Annotated in this window: 15 protein-coding genes; 13 read left to right on the top strand and 2 right to left on the bottom strand. The window is 29.8% G+C overall.

The genetic code is table 11. The annotated features are described in order from the left end of the window. Nucleotides 1-4 precede the first annotated feature (4 nt). Nucleotides 5-574: a phosphate propanoyltransferase gene (gene pduL / locus RWY47_RS12080; protein WP_021430061.1), complete on the top strand. Its 570-nt coding sequence runs from the start codon at nucleotides 5-7 to the stop codon at nucleotides 572-574. A 138-nt stretch (nucleotides 575-712) separates the two neighbouring features. Here pduL and RWY47_RS12075 read toward each other — a convergent pair whose 3' ends face one another. Then, complete coding sequence (locus RWY47_RS12075; protein ID WP_021430030.1) at nucleotides 713-1,108, bottom strand: winged helix-turn-helix transcriptional regulator; 396 nt, start codon at nucleotides 1,106-1,108, stop codon at nucleotides 713-715. Nucleotides 1,109-1,358: 250 nt separating this feature from the next. On the opposite strand from RWY47_RS12075, the gene deoC reads away from it, so the two are divergent. The 3 genes from deoC to RWY47_RS12060 all read left to right on the top strand — a co-directional run bounded on the left by deoC (nucleotide 1,359) and on the right by RWY47_RS12060 (nucleotide 7,452). Then, nucleotides 1,359-2,033 (top strand): deoxyribose-phosphate aldolase, encoded by a 675-nt coding sequence (deoC, locus tag RWY47_RS12070; RefSeq protein WP_021430057.1) that lies wholly within the window; start codon nucleotides 1,359-1,361, stop codon nucleotides 2,031-2,033. Between the two features lie 227 nt (nucleotides 2,034-2,260). Next, nucleotides 2,261-5,800, top strand: a complete 3,540-nt coding sequence (nifJ, locus tag RWY47_RS12065; RefSeq protein ID WP_168930331.1) for a pyruvate:ferredoxin (flavodoxin) oxidoreductase — start codon at nucleotides 2,261-2,263, stop codon at nucleotides 5,798-5,800. A gap of 197 nt (nucleotides 5,801-5,997) precedes the next feature. Beyond that, nucleotides 5,998-7,452 carry a UDP-N-acetylmuramoyl-L-alanyl-D-glutamate--2,6-diaminopimelate ligase gene (locus RWY47_RS12060; protein ID WP_168930333.1) on the top strand — a complete coding sequence of 485 codons (1,455 nt, stop codon included), beginning with the start codon at nucleotides 5,998-6,000 and terminating at the stop codon, nucleotides 7,450-7,452. Nucleotides 7,453-7,764: 312 nt separating this feature from the next. Here the strand turns inward: RWY47_RS12060 and ychF are convergent, their stop codons facing one another. Then, the gene (gene ychF / locus RWY47_RS12055; RefSeq protein ID WP_021430018.1) at nucleotides 7,765-8,862 is read right to left on the bottom strand and encodes a redox-regulated ATPase YchF; all 1,098 of its coding nucleotides are present in this window, start codon (nucleotides 8,860-8,862) and stop codon (nucleotides 7,765-7,767) included. Between the two features lie 113 nt (nucleotides 8,863-8,975). Here ychF and RWY47_RS12050 point away from each other — a divergent pair, with 113 nt between their 5' ends. The 9 genes from RWY47_RS12050 (at nucleotide 8,976) to RWY47_RS12010 (ending at nucleotide 19,492) form a co-directional block, all read left to right on the top strand. After that, nucleotides 8,976-10,082, top strand: a complete 1,107-nt coding sequence (locus tag RWY47_RS12050; RefSeq protein ID WP_224170845.1) for a CbiX/SirB N-terminal domain-containing protein — start codon at nucleotides 8,976-8,978, stop codon at nucleotides 10,080-10,082. A 9-nt stretch (nucleotides 10,083-10,091) separates the two neighbouring features. Then, nucleotides 10,092-11,354 (top strand): EF-P 5-aminopentanol modification-associated protein YfmF, encoded by a 1,263-nt coding sequence (yfmF, locus tag RWY47_RS12045; RefSeq protein ID WP_035115479.1) that lies wholly within the window; start codon nucleotides 10,092-10,094, stop codon nucleotides 11,352-11,354. 9 nt (nucleotides 11,355-11,363) lie between these two features. Continuing rightward, entirely contained in the window at nucleotides 11,364-12,650 is a 1,287-nt protein-coding gene (gene yfmH / locus RWY47_RS12040) for an EF-P 5-aminopentanol modification-associated protein YfmH (protein ID WP_021430050.1), read from the top strand. 255 nt (nucleotides 12,651-12,905) lie between these two features. Then, nucleotides 12,906-13,685 (top strand): tyrosine-protein phosphatase, encoded by a 780-nt coding sequence (locus RWY47_RS12035; RefSeq protein WP_150843322.1) that lies wholly within the window; start codon nucleotides 12,906-12,908, stop codon nucleotides 13,683-13,685. Between the two features lie 10 nt (nucleotides 13,686-13,695). Beyond that, a complete protein-coding gene (lgt, locus tag RWY47_RS12030) occupies nucleotides 13,696-14,451 on the top strand; it encodes a prolipoprotein diacylglyceryl transferase (protein WP_021430114.1) in 756 nt (251 codons plus the stop codon). Between the two features lie 3 nt (nucleotides 14,452-14,454). Further along, nucleotides 14,455-15,390 (top strand): 16S rRNA (cytosine(1402)-N(4))-methyltransferase RsmH, encoded by a 936-nt coding sequence (gene rsmH / locus RWY47_RS12025; protein ID WP_150843321.1) that lies wholly within the window; start codon nucleotides 14,455-14,457, stop codon nucleotides 15,388-15,390. Nucleotides 15,391-15,522: 132 nt separating this feature from the next. Then, nucleotides 15,523-15,879 carry a hypothetical protein gene (locus RWY47_RS12020; RefSeq protein WP_025162707.1) on the top strand — a complete coding sequence of 119 codons (357 nt, stop codon included), beginning with the start codon at nucleotides 15,523-15,525 and terminating at the stop codon, nucleotides 15,877-15,879. Nucleotides 15,880-15,890: 11 nt separating this feature from the next. Next, a complete protein-coding gene (locus RWY47_RS12015) occupies nucleotides 15,891-17,870 on the top strand; it encodes a stage V sporulation protein D (protein WP_025162706.1) in 1,980 nt (659 codons plus the stop codon). 248 nt (nucleotides 17,871-18,118) lie between these two features. Next, nucleotides 18,119-19,492, top strand: a complete 1,374-nt coding sequence (locus tag RWY47_RS12010; protein WP_150843320.1) for a UDP-N-acetylmuramoyl-tripeptide--D-alanyl-D-alanine ligase — start codon at nucleotides 18,119-18,121, stop codon at nucleotides 19,490-19,492. Nucleotides 19,493-19,505: the final 13 nt, after the last annotated feature.

Here is a 19,505-nt window from a genome sequence, read left to right as displayed (position 1 = left end):
ATAAATGAAATTACCAATAGCATTATCAAATAAACACGTTCATTTAAGTCAAGCAGATATAGAGACATTATTTGGAGCAGGTCATCAATTAGTAGAATTCAAGCCATTAAGCCAACCAGGGCAATATGCTTGTGAAGAGAAAGTTGATTTAGTAGGACCTAAAGGAACTATAAAAGGAGTTAGAGTTTTAGGACCAGCTAGACCTAACACACAAGTTGAAATATCTTTAGCAGACGGATTTACTTTAGGAGTTAAAGCTCCAATAAAGGAATCTGGAGATATAGAAGGAACTCCAGGAGTTAAATTAGTTGGGCCAGCAGGTGAAGTAGAATTAACAGAAGGTGTTATAGTTGCATCAAGACATATACATATGAGCTTAGATGACGCAGCTAAATTTGGAGTAAAAGACAAGCAAATAGTAAAAGTTAGAACTTTCGGACCTAGATCTATAGTTTTCGAAAATGTATTAGTAAGAGCTAATGCTAATTTTGCTTTAGAAATGCATGTTGACGTTGAAGAAGGAAATGCAGCAGCTGTTAGAAACGGAGATATGGTAGAGTTAATAGCTGAGTAATATATATAAAAAAAGTATGTGATTTTTCACATACTTTTTTTGTTATATGAAATTATTTAAGATTGAATTATAGATATATGTAAATAAGAAACTAAATCAAATCCTATACATACAATAAAGGCTCTATTCACACAAAAACTACTTATCTAATTTTAAGCTATCCAAACTATTGTCCTGAAGATAATCTACTCCATAGCTATACATGCTTTCTAAAACAGGAATAAGTTTCTCCCCACATTCTGTAAGTCCATATTCTACCTTCGGAGGAACTACAGGATATACTTTTCTATAGACTAAGTTATGAGACTCTAAACTTCTCAACTGTTGTGTTAACATTTTTTGAGTTACATCAGGAAGTTTGCGTCTTAAATCACTAAATCTAAGAGGATTAGGCATTAAATACCAAAGAATTAATATTTTCCATTTTCCCGAAATGATTTTATGAACTAAGTTTATAGGACACATTTCATACTTATTACATCGTTCATTCATGTGACATTTAGAATGATCTTGTACCTCGAGTTGAATTTTCATAATAACCACCTTGAATTATAATAGTATACTTTTGGGTACTATAAAACAAAAAAGTACCTACTTGTTATAAAAAAACTTAATTGGTACTATTATATCATGAATTTCGCAAGCTATCTATTCGTTGATACCTTAAAATTTTTTAATAAAAATATGATACTCTGTAAATTATAATAAGTAAGTGATATATACAAAAAATGTATATATTTGCTATAATAAAAGAACATTATAAAAATAAAAAGGAGACATATTTATGGATAAAAATATAGCAAAAATGATTGATCATACTATTTTAAAGGCTTTTGCCACAGAAAATGATGTAAAACAATTATGTAAGGAAGCTAAAGAATATAATTTCTTTTCAGTATGTATAAACCCAGCAAATGTAGAACTTGCAAAGAAAGAATTAGAAGGATCTAATGTAAAGGTATGTACTGTTATAGGATTCCCTCTAGGGGCAAATACATCAGAAGTAAAAGCTTTTGAAACAGACGATGCTATTAAAAAAGGTGCAGATGAAGTTGATATGGTTATAAACATAGCAGCATTAAAAGATAAAAAGTACGATTATGTACTAAATGATATAAAAGCTGTTGTAGATGCTTCTAATAAAAGAGCATTAGTGAAAGTAATAATAGAAACATGCTATTTAAATGATGAAGAAAAGAAAATAGCTTGTGAATTATCAGTTAAAGCTGGAGCTGATTATGTAAAAACATCAACTGGTTTTGGAACAGGCGGATCTACTCCTGAAGATATAAAACTTATGAGAGATGTTGTTGGACCTAATATAGGGGTAAAAGCTTCAGGTGGAGTAAGAAATCAAAAAGATGCAAAAGCTGTAATTGAGGCTGGATGTTCTAGAATAGGAGCAAGTGCATCAATTGCAATTGCTAAAGGTGAAGATTCTGAAACACAAGGATATTAAAAAAAATAAAAAAATGCAGAAAAATGTTTTAAGTATACAAAATAGGGTATATATGTAATATTGAACTTTTAAAGTATACAAAAAACAAAAACATATATTGAATAGAAGGAATTTGTAAGTTAATGTAGAATTTATTACTTAAGAATATCTTAAACTATTCAAAATATTTACTCAATATAGAATACAAAGGACTATTTTGGGAGGAATATACAAGGAGGATACATACTATGGCAAAATTTATGAAAACAGTAGATGGTAACACTGCTGCTGCTCACGTTGCATATGCATTTACAGATGTAGCTGCAATATATCCAATAACTCCATCATCTACGATGGCAGAAGTTGTAGACGAATGGGCTGCACAAGGAAGAAAAAACGTATTTGGACAAAAGGTTAGTGTTGTAGAAATGCAATCAGAAGCAGGAGCTGCAGGAGCATTCCACGGTTCTTTACAAGCTGGAGCATTAACATCAACATTCACTGCATCACAAGGTTTATTACTTATGATACCAAATATGTATAAAGTAGCAGGAGAGTTATTACCTGGAGTATTCCACGTAAGTGCTCGTGCTTTAGCATCACAAGCTTTATCAATATTCGGTGACCACCAAGACGTTATGGCTGCTAGACAAACAGGATGTGTATTATTAGCTTCTGGATCAGTTCAAGAGGTTGCTGATATAGCACCAGTTGCACATTTAGCTGCAATAGAAGGTAGATTACCATTTATACATTTCTTTGATGGATTCAGAACATCTCACGAAATACAAAAAGTTGAATTATTAGAAAATGAAGATTATGCTAAATTATTAAATATGGAAGCTGTTCAAGAGTTCAGAAACAGAGCTTTATCACCAAATCACCCTGTAACTCGTGGTACAGCACAAAACCCTGATATATACTTCCAAACAAGAGAAGCTTCAAATAAATATTACAATGATATAGTTGGAATAGTTGACAAATACATGAACCAAATGTCTGAGTTAACTGGAAGAAAACATGGACTATTTGATTACTATGGAGCAGAAGATGCTAAATATGTAATAGTAGCTATGGGATCTGTAACAGAAGCTATAGAAGAAACAATAGATGTATTAAATGCACAAGGAGAAAAGTACGGTTTAGTTAAAGTTCACTTATACAGACCATTCTCAATGCAACACTTTGTAGATGCTATGCCATCAACAGTTGAAAGAATATGTGTATTAGATAGAACTAAAGAGCCAGGAGCAACTGGAGAGCCATTATACTTAGATGTTAAATCAGTATACTATGGAAAAGAAAATGCTCCTATGATAATAGGCGGAAGATACGGATTAGGATCAAAAGATACTGTTCCTACTCATATAAAAACAGTTTATGATAACTTAAAATTAGAAAATCCTAAAGATCAATTTACATTAGGTATAGTTGATGATGTTACTAACACTTCTTTAGAATTATCTGATGAATTAAAAATAGCTCAAAAAGGAACTGTAAGATGTAAGTTCTGGGGATTAGGATCTGATGGTACAGTTGGAGCTAACAAACAAGCTATAAAAATAATAGGAGATAACACTGAAAAGTATGCTCAAGCTTACTTTGCATATGACTCTAAAAAATCTGGTGGTATAACAATGTCTCACTTAAGATTTGGAGATGCTCCTATAAGATCAACTTACTTAATAGATGAAGCTGATTACATTGCTTGTCATAATCAATCATATGTATATCAATATGATCTATTAAAAGGATTAAAGAAAGGTGGAATATTCGTTCTTAACACTATCTGGAATGAAGATGAGTTAAACGAACATTTACCTGCAGCTATGAAAAATTACATGGCTAAAAATGATATCCAATTCTATACAGTAAACGGTACTAAATTAGGGCAAGAAATAGGACTTGGAAACAGAATAAACATGATAATGCAATCTGCATTCTTCAAGTTAGCTCAAATAATACCAGAAGCTGATGCTGTAGAATACTTAAAAGATTCTATAAAGAAAGCTTACGGTAAAAAAGGTGAAAAAATAGTTAACATGAACTACAAAGCTGTTGATGCAGGTATGAATGCTTTAGTTAAAGTTACTATACCAGCTAACTGGGCAGATGCTAAGGATGCTGTTAAAGAAGAAGTTAACGAACCAGATTTCGTAAAAAATATAGTAAGACCTATGAATGCACAAGAAGGAGATAATTTACCTGTAAGTACATTCAATGGAATAGAAGATGGTACATTCCCAGCTGGACTTGCTGCATATGAGAAGAGAGGGGTAGCAGTAAACGTTCCTGAGTGGATAGTTGATAACTGTATCCAATGTAACCAATGTGCTTACATATGTCCTCATGCATGTATAAGACCAGTATTAGTTAATGAAGAAGAAATGAAAAATGCTCCAGAAAAATTCGATACTAAGAAAGCTATAGGTAAAGGATTTGAAGGATTACAATACAGAATGCAAGTAAGTCCAATGGACTGTACTGGATGTGGAAACTGTGCTGACGTATGTCCAGCTAAAGAAAAAGCTTTAGTTATGAAACCTCTTGATACTCAAGAAGTTGAAGTTGAAAACTGGGCATTTGCAGTTGATACTAAGAAAGTAGCTCCAAAAGGAGATATAATGGCTCCAACAACAGTTAAAGGAAGTCAATTTAGACAACCACTTATGGAGTTCTCAGGAGCTTGTGCTGGATGTGGAGAAACTCCATACCTTAAGTTAGTAACTCAATTATTTGGAGATAGAATGATGATAGCTAATGCTACTGGATGTTCTTCTATATGGGGAGGATCAGCTCCATCAACTCCATACACTGTAAACCATGAAGGTAAAGGTCCATCTTGGGCAAACTCATTATTCGAGGATAATGCAGAGTACGGATTTGGTATGTTCTTAGGTGTTAAACAAATGAGAGCTAAGTTAGTTGAGACTATGGAACAATTAATATCTATGGATATATGTGATGCAGCAAGAACAGCATTCACTAACTGGTTAGAAAATAGAGAAGATAGTGAAGCATCAGCTAAAGCAGCTGAAGAAGTACTTGCAGTATTAGCAAATGCTCATAATATAGAAAATGCTGAAATAAAAGCTTTAGTAGCTGAAATAGAATCTAGAAAAGATTACTTAGCTAAGAGATCTCAATGGATACTAGGAGGAGATGGATGGGCTTATGACATCGGTTACGGTGGATTAGATCACGTTCTTGCTTCTGGTGAAAATGTAAATGTATTAGTATTTGATACAGAGATATACTCTAATACTGGAGGTCAAGCTTCTAAGTCAACTCCAGTTGCAGCAATGGCTAAATTCGCAGCAGCAGGTAAGAGATCTAAAAAGAAAGATTTAGGTATGATGGCTATGTCTTACGGAAACGTATATGTAGCACAAGTTGGTATGGGTGCAGATAAGAATCAATTAATAAAAGCTGTAGTAGAAGCTGAAAAATATGATGGACCATCATTAATAATAGCTTACTCACCATGTATATCTCATGGATTAAAAGAAGGTATGGGAAGAGCTCAAGCTAACATAGAGCAAGCTGTTAAGTGTGGATACTGGCATTTATACAGATTCAACCCAACTTTAAAAGCTGAAGGTAAGAATCCATTCACATTAGACTCTAAAGAACCAACTGAAAGCTTCAGAGACTTCTTAATGAAACAAGTAAGATATTCTGCTATAGCTAAACAATTCCCAGATGTAGCTGATGAATTATTTGAAATGGCAGAAGAAAATGCAAAAGATAGATACGAAGGTTACAAGAGATTAGCTGAACAAAACTAATCTAGTATATAAATAGAGAGGATTTTATCCTCTCTATTTTATTTTGCATTTTTTGCAATAAAAATAGCATACTAGACAATTTCTATTTTTATGATATTGTTATATAATAATATAGTTATAAATTCTAACTGCTAAACTTGATTAATAAGTTAAGTATTCAAGCATAGCGAATTTTTTATTGAAGGAAGGTTAAATTTATGTTACTAAAAGAAGTAATAAAAGGCTTAGATATTTTAGATACTAAAGGAAGTTTAGATATTGAAATAGATAACATACAATATGATTCTAGAAAAGTAGGAGAGAATGACCTATTTATATGCGTTAAAGGATTTACAGTTGATGGACACAAATTTATAGACATGGCTATAGAAAAAGGTGCAAAGGCATTTTTAGTTCAAGAAGATATCCAAAGAGATGGAGTAACTTTCATAAAAGTTAAAAACACTAGAGAAGATATGGCTAAAGTTGCAGATAATTTCTACAATCATCCAAGTCAAAGATTTGATGTTATAGGAGTTACGGGAACTAATGGAAAAACTAGTATAACTACATTTTTAAATGAAATACTAACATCAGCTGATAATAAAGTAGGATTAATAGGAACTATAAAAATATCTGATGGAGACAAAGAAATTGAATCAAATTCAACGACTCCAGAAAGCAGAGATTTACAAGATTACTTCAATCAAATGATAAATAATGAATGTAAGTATTGTGCTATGGAAGTTTCATCGCATGCATTAGCATTGAACAGAGTGGCTCAAACTAAGTATAAGGTTGGAGTATTTACTAACTTAACTCCAGATCACTTAGACTTCCACAAGGATTTAGAAGATTATAGAAATGCTAAAGAGAAATTATTCTATATGACAACTAATGCTAATGTTATAAATATAGATGATGAAGGCGGAAAAGTTATATATGAAAATATAAAAAATTTAGATACAAAATGCTACACTTATGCTATAGATCACGAGGCTGATTTTATGGCTAAAGACATAAAAATAGAAGCTAGAGGAGTATCATATAAACTTGTAACTCCAACTTATGAAGAAGATATATTTGTTCCGGTTCCTGGTAAATTCACAGTTTATAATACTCTAGCGGTTATAGCTACATGTTATGCACTTGAAATCCCTAAAGAAATAGTTCTAAATGGATTAAAAAATACAGGTGGAGTAGCAGGAAGATTTGAAGCTATATCTAATGAAACTGGAATAAGTGTTATAGTAGATTATGCTCATACTCCAGATGCATTAGAAAATGTAATCAAAACAGCTAGAGAGTTTGTTAAAAATAGGATAATAACAGTATTTGGATGCGGAGGAGATAGAGATACAACTAAAAGACCTTTAATGGGAGATATTGCTCAAAAACTTTCAGATATATGTATAGTAACATCAGATAATCCAAGAACAGAAGATCCAGAACTTATAATAAATGATATATTAGAAGGATTAGATAAATCTAAAGAAAATTATAAAGTTGTTATAGATAGAAAAGAAGCTATAAAAGAAGCTATAGAAATGGCACAAAAAGGCGATGTAATACTAATTGCAGGTAAAGGGCATGAAAATTACCAAGTAATCGGTAAAGTTAAACATCATTTTGATGATAAAGAAATAGCTAATGAGTTTTTACAAAATAAATAATAGTTTAAAATAGTGGGGTGCTCAGGTGAATATATAAGTTTTGCTCCTAAAGCTGGAAAGATGCTTTAAAAGTCGCTAAATCTTATATATTCAATCTTCGCTAATCTGATTTTTAAACTTTAACTTTATCACATAATGCAAAATACCTAATTAGGATGGGTAAGTCTGTTAATTTGTATAAGAGGGAGTGAGAGTATACTTTAGCTACATTTCAAGCTTTTTTTCAGCTTGTGTAGTAAAATATACTCTCACTCCCTCTAGTGTTATTAACTAAAAAAAGTATCGATAAAAAATATCGATACTTTTTCTATATTATACGTTAAATCTGAATAGTATAACATCTCCGTCTTTAACTATATATTCTTTACCTTCAAGTCTAACTAAACCTTTATCTTTAGCAGCTGTCATTGTTCCTACATTAACTAAATCATCAAATGCTATAGTTTCCGCTCTTATGAACCCTCTTTCTATATCAGAGTGTATCTTACCACCAGCTTGAGGAGCTTTAGTTCCTACTTTTATAGTCCAAGCTCTAACCTCTTGAGGTCCAGCAGTTAAATAAGAAACAAGTCCAAGTAAAGCATATGAAGATTTTATAAGTTTATCAAGTCCAGATTGCTCAAGACCTAATGTTTCTAAGAACTCTTTCTTTTCTTCATCAGTGTCAAGTTCTGCTATTTCAGCTTCTATTTGAGCACATACAACAACAACTTCAGCATCTTCAGTTGCTGCGAATTCTCTAACTCTATTTACATATTCATTGTTTTGAGCTTCATCAGCTAAATCATCTTCACTTACGTTAGTAGCATATATAACTGGTTTAGAAGTAAGTAAGTTTAATGAGTTAACAAATGCTTGTTGATCTTCAGTAAACTCCATAGTTCTAACACATTTACTATCTTCTAAAGTAGCCATTATTTCTTTTAAGAACTCAAGCTCTGAAGCTAAAGATTTATCTGCTTTAGCAGCTTTTTGAGTCTTTTGAATTCTTCTTTCTAATATTTCTATATCAGAGAATATTAATTCTAAGTTTATAGTTTCTATATCTCTTAAAGGATCTACTGAACCATCAACGTGAACAACGTTAGGATCTTCGAAGCATCTAACAACATGTACTATTGCATCAACTTCTCTTATGTGAGATAGGAATTTATTTCCAAGACCTTCACCTTTAGATGCACCTCTAACTAAACCAGCTATATCACAAAATTCTATAGCTGTAGGCACAACTTTTTTAGAATCATATAGTTCTTTTAATTTTTCTAGTCTTTCGTCCGGCACAGCCACAACACCTACGTTTGGCTCTATTGTACAGAAAGGGTAGTTAGCAGATTCAGCACCTGCTTGAGTTATCGCATTAAATAGTGTACTTTTACCTACGTTTGGTAAACCAACTATACCTAATTTCATATTGTATCTTCCTCTCTTCTTAAGTCTTATATTTATTTTAATTTAGACATACATTCTAATTATACATCATATATATTAGTCATGCAAACTATACTTTTAATGGAGTTGATTCAATGGTTATGCCAATTTGTTTAGGTATTTTATTTGGATTGAGCATTATATTTGATGGGTATATGGAGAATATATTTATTATAGCTGCGACAGTGTCTGTATATACATATTTTATATATTATGAAAAAGATTATAAAAAATTATTTGCAGGTTTTATAGTTTCGTTTTTAATAATAAATTTATCAATTGTAGTTTTTATAAAGGATGATATAACAGTTAAATCTATAGAACATGGAGATATTCAAGATGAAACTTTAGTAATGCTTGTATATGATGGAGAATCTAAAAAATATAATATTAGAGAACGTGCAAATGAAATTTACTTTGATAAGGGATACGAGGCATACATATCTAGTATATATAACTTGCATAAGTATAAAGGGTACTATGAAAATCTAGGCACTAGTGAATTTAAAGACACTGCACATAAAATTTCATCTGGGCTAAGATCTAAACTAGGATCTAAATACAAAGTTGCTGATGCATATATGTACGCTAAACCATATTTTGAAAATATGGTACAAGAGGTTGTAGAACTAGGATATAAAAATATAATAATATGTCCGATGTTTATAACAGAGGGGAAAGACTTTGAGATATTTAACAAAAGGTTAGATAGTATGAATCTTAATAAATATGGAGTGAATATTAAACTTACTGATGTTTTTTATAAATCCAACAATTTAGCAAAGTCATATACCAATGAGATTTTGGGAAATATAAAAAATGAAGATGTAGACTCAGGTGTTCTTTTAATAGGATTAGAAGATGAAAATAATTTAGAACAAGATATTATTTTTAGAGAAAAAATAAAATATTACATAGAAAAAGAGAAAAATACAAAAATTCAAATAAAATTACCACTTTTAGAAAATAATAAAGACGATATAATAAAATCAGGAGAGCAACTTCTAGAATATGGAATTGATGTATTGCATGTAGTTATTCCTACATGTACAATTGATAACATGTACAATAAAAACTTAGTTGAAAGTATTTTAAAAGAATTAGATACTTCTGAAGTTAGATTTCATTATATAGAACCAAAAGATAAAGTAAAGATACTTATTGATGAAATGTATGCTCAAATATTGTTAATAGAAAAATAGGAGGATTATATGGAGAATATAAAAAAAATAAATTTAGATGAGAATATAAATTTAACTTTAATACAGTCTAAAAAATTTAAAACAAATTTAGTTAGCGTATACATACAAAGAATTTTAGACAAAAACGAGACTACAAAAAATGCGTTAATTCCAAATATGATAACTAATGCAAGTAACAAATATAAAACATTAAAAGATATATCTAATAAATTGGAAGATTTGTATGGTGCGTCTATTTTAGCTGATGTAAGTAAGCGAGGTGAAAGACAGGTTTTAAATATAAAATTAGTAACAACTAATGAACAATATCTAGAAGAACCTATATTTACAGATGCGATAGAATTTTTAAATGAAATAATAAATAATCCACTAACAGAGAATGGTGGTTTTAAAGAGGAATATCTTAAATTAGAAAAACAAAATTTAGCTGAAAGAATAAAAGCTAAGATAAATGATAAAGGAAGATATGCACTAGAAAGATGTTTTGAAGAAATGTGCAAAGATGAAAAGTTTAGTATAAGTGAATACGGATATATAGAAGAAATTGATAAAATAAATGGTAAAGATCTATACAATCACTATAAAGATATTTTAAAAACATCTCCTATAGATATTGTTATAGAAGGTGAATTTGATGAAGAAAAAGTTATAGATATTATAAAAAATAAATTTAAATTTGAAAGAGAAAAAGTCATAGAAATACCTAGAGAAAAATATGAAAAGAATGTTAAATCTGTTAAAAATATAGTTGATAAAATGGACATAGCACAGGGTAAATTAGTTATGGGATATAGAACGAATACAGATTTTGCAGATGCAAAAAATTATTACCCTCTAGTTGTAGGATGCAATATTTTAGGTGGAGGACCACAATCTAAAATGTTTATAAATATAAGAGAAAAAGAAAGCTTATGTTACTATATATATTCATCTATAGAAAAATATAAAGGAATACTATTCATATCTTCAGGTATAGAAACTCAAAATTATGAAAAAACAACAGATTTAGTTAGACAACAAATAGAAAGTATTATAAATGGAGATATAAGTGACGAAGAACTTGAAAATAGTAAAATATCACTTACAAGTTCTATGAGATCTTTAAAAGATAGTATAGGTGGATTATCTGATTTTAAATTTTCTCAAGATATAAGTAAAACAAATTTAAGTATAGAAGATATTATTAATTATGTAGAAAAAGTTAATAAAGAAGAAATTATTAGTGTGTTTAAAAAATTACAATTAGATACTATTTATTTCTTAAGAAATTAGGAGGAGTATATGGAAAAGATAGTTAACGATATATTAAAAGAAGAACTTTATTATGAAAAATTAGACAATGGACTTGATGTATATTTTATGCCTAAAAAAGGGTTTATGAAAAAATTTGCAGTGTTAGCTACTAATTATGGATCTAATGAGTTAGAATTCATTCCTATAAATGAAAATGAAAAATTTAGAGTAAATGAAGGTATAGCACACTTTTTAGAACATAAAATGTTCGAGCAACCAGATGGTGGAAATGCGTTTGATAAATTTTCTAAGTTAGGAGCTAGTGCAAATGCATATACTAATTTCACTATGACTGCATATTTATTTTCTTGTACAGACAACTTTTATGAAAGCTTAGAGCACCTTATAGATTATGTACAAACTCCATATTTTACAGATGAGAATGTAGAGAAAGAAAAAGGTATAATTGAGCAGGAGATAAAAATGTATAATGATGATCCTGACTGGAATGTATATTTCAATTGCTTAAGAGCAATGTACAAGGATTATCCTGTAAATGTTGATATAGCAGGAACTGTGGAAAGTATATATAAAATTACAAAAGATGAACTTTATAAATGTTATAATACATTTTATAACCCGGGAAATATGGCTTTATTTGTAGTAGGAGATGTCGAAGTTGATAAAGTTATGGAAAGTATCAAAAAAAGTAATCACAGTAATATAGAAAAACTAGATCATAGTATAAAAAGATTTTATCCTGAAGAATCTAAAGAAATAAATAAAAAAGAAATAGTTGCAAATTTCCCTATATCAATGCCTATGTTTAACATAGGATTTAAAGATGATAACGTAGGAATTAAGGGGAGAGAACTGCTTCGTAAAGAAGTTGTTACAGAAATTCTGTTAGATATGATTTTTAAAAGAGGTAGCGAAGTATTTGATGAATTATATATGAGTGGACTGATAAATGATAATTTTGGATGTGGATTTACATCTCAAGTTGATTATGCATTTACTTTAGTAGGAGGAGAATCTGAAAGTCCTATGAAAGTAAAAGATGTTATATTAAAGTATATAACTAAGTATCAAAAAGAAGGACTATGCGAAGAAGATTTCAATAGAATAAAAAAGAAAAAAATGGGTCAGTTTATAAAATACTTTGATTCAGTAAACTTTATAGCTAATAATTTTATAGCATATAAGTTTAAAGATATAAACTTATTAGATTATTTAGATGTTATTAAGGAAGTAGAGTTTAAAGAAGTAGAAGAAAGATTAAAAAATCATTTAAAAGAAGAGTATTGTGTAATCTCAATAGTAGAACCTAAGTAAATTTAAAAAGTGCTAATTATAGCACTTTTTTTACGCAACGGACGAAGTCGTTGGCGACATGAGAGAAGTGAATTTTTTACGTTTAATCAAAGCACACCTATGAAAGAATTATGGACAATCTATGAGAATTAGTTATATCACTTTTATATGTTTTAAGCTCAAAAAAAGCTTTGTTTTAAAGTGAAATAGTTAAAGAAAATTGATGGTTTATAGGTAATATGGTATCATTTAGTTTATAAAAGGAGGGAGAGCTAAATGATAGATATACATTGTCATATATTGCCGCAAGTAGATGATGGGTCAAAAAGCTTAGAAGAATCTATAGAAATGGCAAAAATAGCACAAAATGAAGGAATTAAAAAGATAATTAATACATCCCACTATCATCCAGATTTTAAATATAAAAGTGGAGAAGAGTTAAAAACAATATTGAAAAGCTTTAACAAGAAATTAAAAGATGAAAATATAGATATAGAAGTTCTTTTAGGAAATGAGCTTTATTTTACAGATGATTTATTATGTGATTTTGAAAAATTAGAGTTTCATAGCTTAAATAATAGTAAATATATATTAGTTGAGTTTTCGCCTAATAATTTTCCTAATAATTTAGCAGATATAGTGTATGAATTAAAGTTAAAAAAATACATACCTATACTAGCGCATGTAGAAAGATATCCTAAAGTACAAGAAAGTCCAAATATTATATATGATTGTATAAATGAGGGAGCTTTAATTCAATTGAATGGAGCTAGTATAATAGGGAAAAATGGTAAAGAGGCAGAGAAGACTAGTAAAATTTTACTAGAAAATGATATGGTTCACTTTATAGCGACAGATGCACATAGTAGTACAAAGAGAAGACCACTAATTAAAGAAGTATATGATTACATAAGTAAGCAATATGGAGAAGAAAATGCAAAAAATATATTTGAAGAAAATCAAAAATGTATTTTAGAAAATAAAGATATATGCATTTTAGAACCAACAAAATACATAGAAAAGAAAAATTTATTTAAAAGACTATTTAAAAGGTAGGGATTAGTTTATGGATAGAATTGCATTTACTATATTTGGAATAGATGTAATGTGGTATGGAATACTTATGGCAACAGGTATGATTTTAGGTACATTAATAGCATTGAAAGAGGCTAAAAGAGTTGGAATCAAAGAAGATGATATATTAGATTTAGCAATTATTGCAATTCCGGTAGGACTAATAAGTGCCAGATTGTATTACGTAATATTTAATTGGGAATATTATTCTAATAACCCATCTCAAATATTCAATTTTAGAGGTGGTGGAATGGCAATACATGGAGCTTTAATAGGTGGAATATTAGCAGGATATATATTTTCTAGATATAAGAAGATTGATTTTCTAAAATTAGCAGATACTGTTATACTTGGAATGCCTTTAGCTCAAGCTATAGGAAGATGGGGCAATTTTATAAATAAAGAAGCTCATGGAGGGCCAACTAATTTACCATGGGGAATAATGGTAGATGGAGTAAAAGTACATCCAACTTTTCTATATGAATCTATATGGGATTTTGGTATATTTATATTCCTATGTATATTTAGAAAAAAGAAATCTTATGAGGGTCAAATTATAGTTTTATATGCTATACTATATTCTTTAGGCAGATTTTTTATCGAAGGGCTTAGAACTGATAGCCTTATGATAGGACCGCTTAGAATGGCTCAAGTTATAAGCTTAGCAGGCGTAATAGGGGGAATAATAGTCCACCTATATTTATCAAAGAAAAATAAAAAAGAAATAGATGATACTAAGGAGCGATAAAATATGGAATTTCATCACGTATCGGTACTTTTAGATGAGTGTATTGATAATTTAAACATAAAACCAGATGGAGTATATGTTGATTGTACAATGGGTGGTGCAGGCCACTCCAAAGAAATAGTAAAAAGACTTTCTAAGGATGGACTTTTTATAGGATTTGACCAAGATATAAACGCTATAAATACAGCAAAAGAAAGATTAAGTGAATATAGCGACAGAGTAAAATTTGTGCATAGTAATTTTCAAAATTTAAAAAATGAATTAGAAAAAATAGGTGTATATAAAGTTGATGGTGTTCTAGCTGATTTAGGTGTTTCATCACATCAATTAGATGAGGCGGATAGAGGATTTTCATATATGCAAGACGCACCTTTAGATATGAGAATGGATATAAGATGCAGTTTTTCAGCTTATGATGTTGTAAACACATATAGTGAAGCGGAATTATCAAAAATAATAAAAGATTATGGAGAAGATAATTGGGCTAAACGTATAGCTAAGTTCATAGTAGAAGGACGTAAAGAAAAGAACATAGAAACTACAGGTGAACTAGTTGAAATTATAAAAAAAGCTATACCTAAGAAAGCTAGAATAGATGGGCCACATCCAGCTAAAAGAACTTTCCAGGCTATAAGAATAGAAGTAAACGATGAATTAGGAGTTATAACTGAGATGATAGATGATGCAGCTTCTATTATGAATGAGGGCGGAAGAATATGTATAATAACTTTCCACTCTTTAGAGGATAGAATTGTAAAAAATGCATTTAGAGATCTAGCAACAGATTGTATATGTCCACCACATATTCCTATATGTCAGTGTGATAAAGAGGCTTTAGTAAAAGTTATAACTAGAAAACCAATATTACCAACAGACAAAGAAATCGAAGAAAACCCAAGATCTAGAAGTGCAAAATTAAGGGTTGCTGAAAGAATATAGAAGTCTAAGCGAAAGCTTAGACTTTTTTGTTTTTTATTGTTTTAATTTTGTATTAAGACTAAAAAGGAAGGTGTATATAGAAAGTTAAATATAATATATATCTATTTATTTATAAAAAGTAAGGAGATATATATGAAAAGAAAAAATAAAATAAAAGATATAAATGAATATAGAGCAAATAAAAAGAATATCTATAAAAGAAGAATGATAAAAAAAATTACAAAGTGGGTTATAAAGTTAGGGTCTGTAGCAAGTGTTTGTTGTATAATTTTTGCGTGCATGTATGGATATAGCGAAGTTGCAAAATTAAAATACAAAATCGGGGATTTAGAGTCTGAATTACATAATAAAACTATAGAAAAAGAAAATTTACAAGTAGATGTAGATTTATTAACTAGAAGTAGAGATATAGAAAAAAAAGCTAATGAAAAATTAGGGATGGACTACCCTAAAGAAAGTCAGATGAAGTACATAGAAGTACCTAATTAGGGGGGATTTGCTTGAGTAAAATAAAGAGATTGAGTAAAAAAAGGTTAGTAGTTGTTTTAATACTAGCATGCTTTGTTTTTACGATGCTTATATTTAGGACTGGATACTTACAAATAATTAAAGGGGATTGGCTTACAGAAAAAGCTTTAGATCAGCAAACAAGAGATATACCTATAGAACCTAAAAGAGGTACTATATATGATAGAAACATGAAAGAGCTTGCTGTAAGTGTTACTAAGTATACTGTTTGGGCTAAACCAGTTGAAGTTAAAGACAAAGAAAAGTCAGCTAAGGTAATATCTGAAATGATAGGTGAAGACTATGAGGATGTTTTAAAATTGTTGAAAAAGAAAAACATGGCTTTGGTAAAAGTAAAAAGATGGATAGACGATAAAACAGCAGAGAAAATAAGAGACTCTAAATTACCAGGGATATGGGTAGCTGAGGATAATCAAAGATATTATCCATATGGAAATTTTGCTCCATACGTAATCGGACATACATCAGACGATGCAACAGGAATTGCTGGGATAGAAATGCAATATGATAAACACTTGAAAGGAAAACCAGGAAGACTTATTGTTAGTACTGATGCATCAGGAAGAGAAATTCCTCATGGTATGGAAAAATATTATGAGCCAGTGCAAGGAAATGGATTAGTTCTTAGTATAGATGAAGTAATTCAACATTATACTGAAAAAGCAGTTCAAAAAGCTTATGAAATAAATAATGCTAAAAGAGTTACGGCAATAGCTTTAGATCCAAAAACTGGTGATATTTTATCTATGGCATCAAAACCTGATTATGATCCAAATGATTCAAGAACTCCTATATATCCATACTACGAAGAAGAGCTTGAAAAATATAGTGATAAAGACAAAATAAAAGGATATTTCTCAATGTGGAGAAACCCTGCAGTTAGTGATACGTATGAACCGGGATCTACTTTCAAACTTATAACATCATCCGCATCTGTAGAAGAGGGTGTTATAAAAGATGGAGAAAAATTTGTATGTACAGGTAGTGTTACTGTAGGAGGAAGAAAATTGAAATGTTGGAGACATTATAGACCGCATGGCGCTCAAGAATTTAAACAGGCAGTTCAAAATTCTTGTAACCCAGTTTTTGTTGAGTTAGGGCAAAGATTAGGTGTGTCTAAGATGTATGATTATATAGAAGGATTTGGATTCATGGATAAAACTAATATAGATTTACCTGGAGAAGCTAAAGGTATTTTATATAATGAAAAAAATGTAGGACCTGTAGAATTAGCAACTATATCATTTGGTCAATCTATATCTGTTACTCCTATGCAATTAATAAGTGCAATAGGTGCAATAGCAAATGATGGGAAACTTATGGAACCTAGAGTAGTTAAATCAAAAGTTGACAATCAAGGAAACGTAACAGAAAATATAAAACCAAAGGTAGTTAGACAAGTAATATCAGAAGATACATCTAAAAAAATGTTAGAAATAGCTGAATCTGTTGTAAGTGAAGGATCTGGTAAAGCTGCATATATACCTGGATTTAAAATAGGTGGTAAAACAGGAACAGCACAAAAGGTTATAGATGGTAAGTATGCACAAGGTAAATATATATGTTCTTTTGTAGGGATAGCTCCTTGTGATGATCCACAAATAGTAGTATTAGCTATAGTAGATGAACCAACTGGTGTTAGTGCATTTGGTAGTACAACAGCCGGACCTATAGTAAAAGAAATCATGAATGATTCTCTAAAATATTTAGGAGTTGAACCTAAATATACTGATGAAGAAAAGCAAGAATATGAAAAACCTAAGGTAAAGGTACCTAATATTGTTGACTTAAGTATAGAAGATGCTTTAAAGGTATTAGAAGAAAATAAATTAAAACCGATACAAGACACAGACACAGAGGTTGAAGGAAGTGCAAAGGTTAAAGAAATTTTCCCTCCTGCAGGATCAGAGGTACCACAAGATTCTGGAATAGTAATTTACACAGATAATTAAAAGACAATATAGGAATAAACATCTTCAAAAATATTAATATATAGTATATAATTAATGAGTTAATAATTTAAAGAGCAATGTATATAATTTATATACATTGCTCTTTATTAGGATTTCTAAAGGTTTACAAAAGTGTAAAATAATTAGTATTCTATAAAATTATATATTAAAATATTATAAGTATAGATGATGAATATAAAAAGATTTATAATATTTAAAGAGATTTACTTTAATTAAGGAGGTTTAGTATGGAATCTTTATCTATAAAAGAACTAGTTACAGCAACTAAAGGTACGTTGGTAAAAGGTAATGAATCAGATGAAATACAAAATATAGCTATCGATAGTAGAAAAGCAAAATCTACGGATGTATTTATAGCTATAATAGGTGAAAGCCTAGACGGACATAAGTTTATGCAGTCAGCATATGAAAATGGATGTAAAACTTTTATAAAAAACAGAAGTAATAGCATAAAATTTGAAAGTTCGGATATAAATTTAATAGAAGTAGAAGATACAACGAAGGCTCTTGGAGATATAGCGAATTTTTATAAATGCAAATTTCAAATACCATATATTGGAGTTACAGGCAGTGTCGGAAAAACTACAACAAAAGACATGATATATGCAGCTATATCAACAAAATTTAATACCCTAAAAAATGAAGGTAATTTCAATAATCATATAGGGGTTCCTCTTACATTGTTCAATTTAAACTCTAGTCATGATTGTGCAATAATAGAAATGGGAATGTCTCATTTTAACGAAATAGAGTATTTAGCAAATATGGTTAATCCTAAGATAGGAGTAATATCAAATATAGGATTATCTCATATAGAAAATTTAGGATCTCAAGAAGGCATATTAAAAGCTAAGCTAGAAATCACTTCAAACTTTGACGAATCTAACACTCTAATAGTAAATGGAGACGATGAATATCTAAAAAAAATATGCAAAGATGAATTAAATTATGATTTAAAAACTTTTGGATTTGACCACAATAATGATATATATTGTACAGAGTACTCTATAGGAGAAGAAGAACTAAGATTTACATGTATGATAGATAATAATAAAGAAGAAATATATATACCTACAGTTGGAAAACACAATATATATAATGCAATGGCAGCTATACTTGTAGGATTAAGCTTAGAAATGGATTTAAAAGATATAAAAGAAGGTCTTAAAAACTTTAAAGCAAGTAAGATGAGATTGGATATTATTAAAAAAGATGATTTAACAATAATAAATGATGCATATAATGCAAGCCCAGATTCTATGAAAGCTGCATTAGATATATTAGGAAGATATGAAAAAAGAAGAGTAGCAATACTTGGAGATATGTTTGAGATGGGAGAACATTCAGAGTATGGTCATAGACTTGTAGGAGGATATGCAAAAGAAAATGCAGATGTTTTAATAACAATAGGAGAAAGCTCAAAGTTTATAAGTGATGAAGCAATTAAACTAGCTTTAAATAGTTCTAATGTGTACCATTTTGACAATAAAGAAATAGCAATCGAGAAATTAAGTGATATAATAAATAAGGATGACGTAGTTTTAGTTAAGGCGTCTAGAGGTATGCAATTAGAAAATATAGTACAATATTTAAGCAGGTAGACAATAATTAAGA

Source organism: Paraclostridium sp. MRS3W1, from assembly GCF_032465715.1.
Lineage (GTDB): Bacteria > Bacillota > Clostridia > Peptostreptococcales > Peptostreptococcaceae > Paraclostridium > Paraclostridium dentum.
The sequence above is the reverse complement of the archived record's forward strand: the minus strand, read 5'-3'. Positions and strand labels throughout refer to the sequence as shown.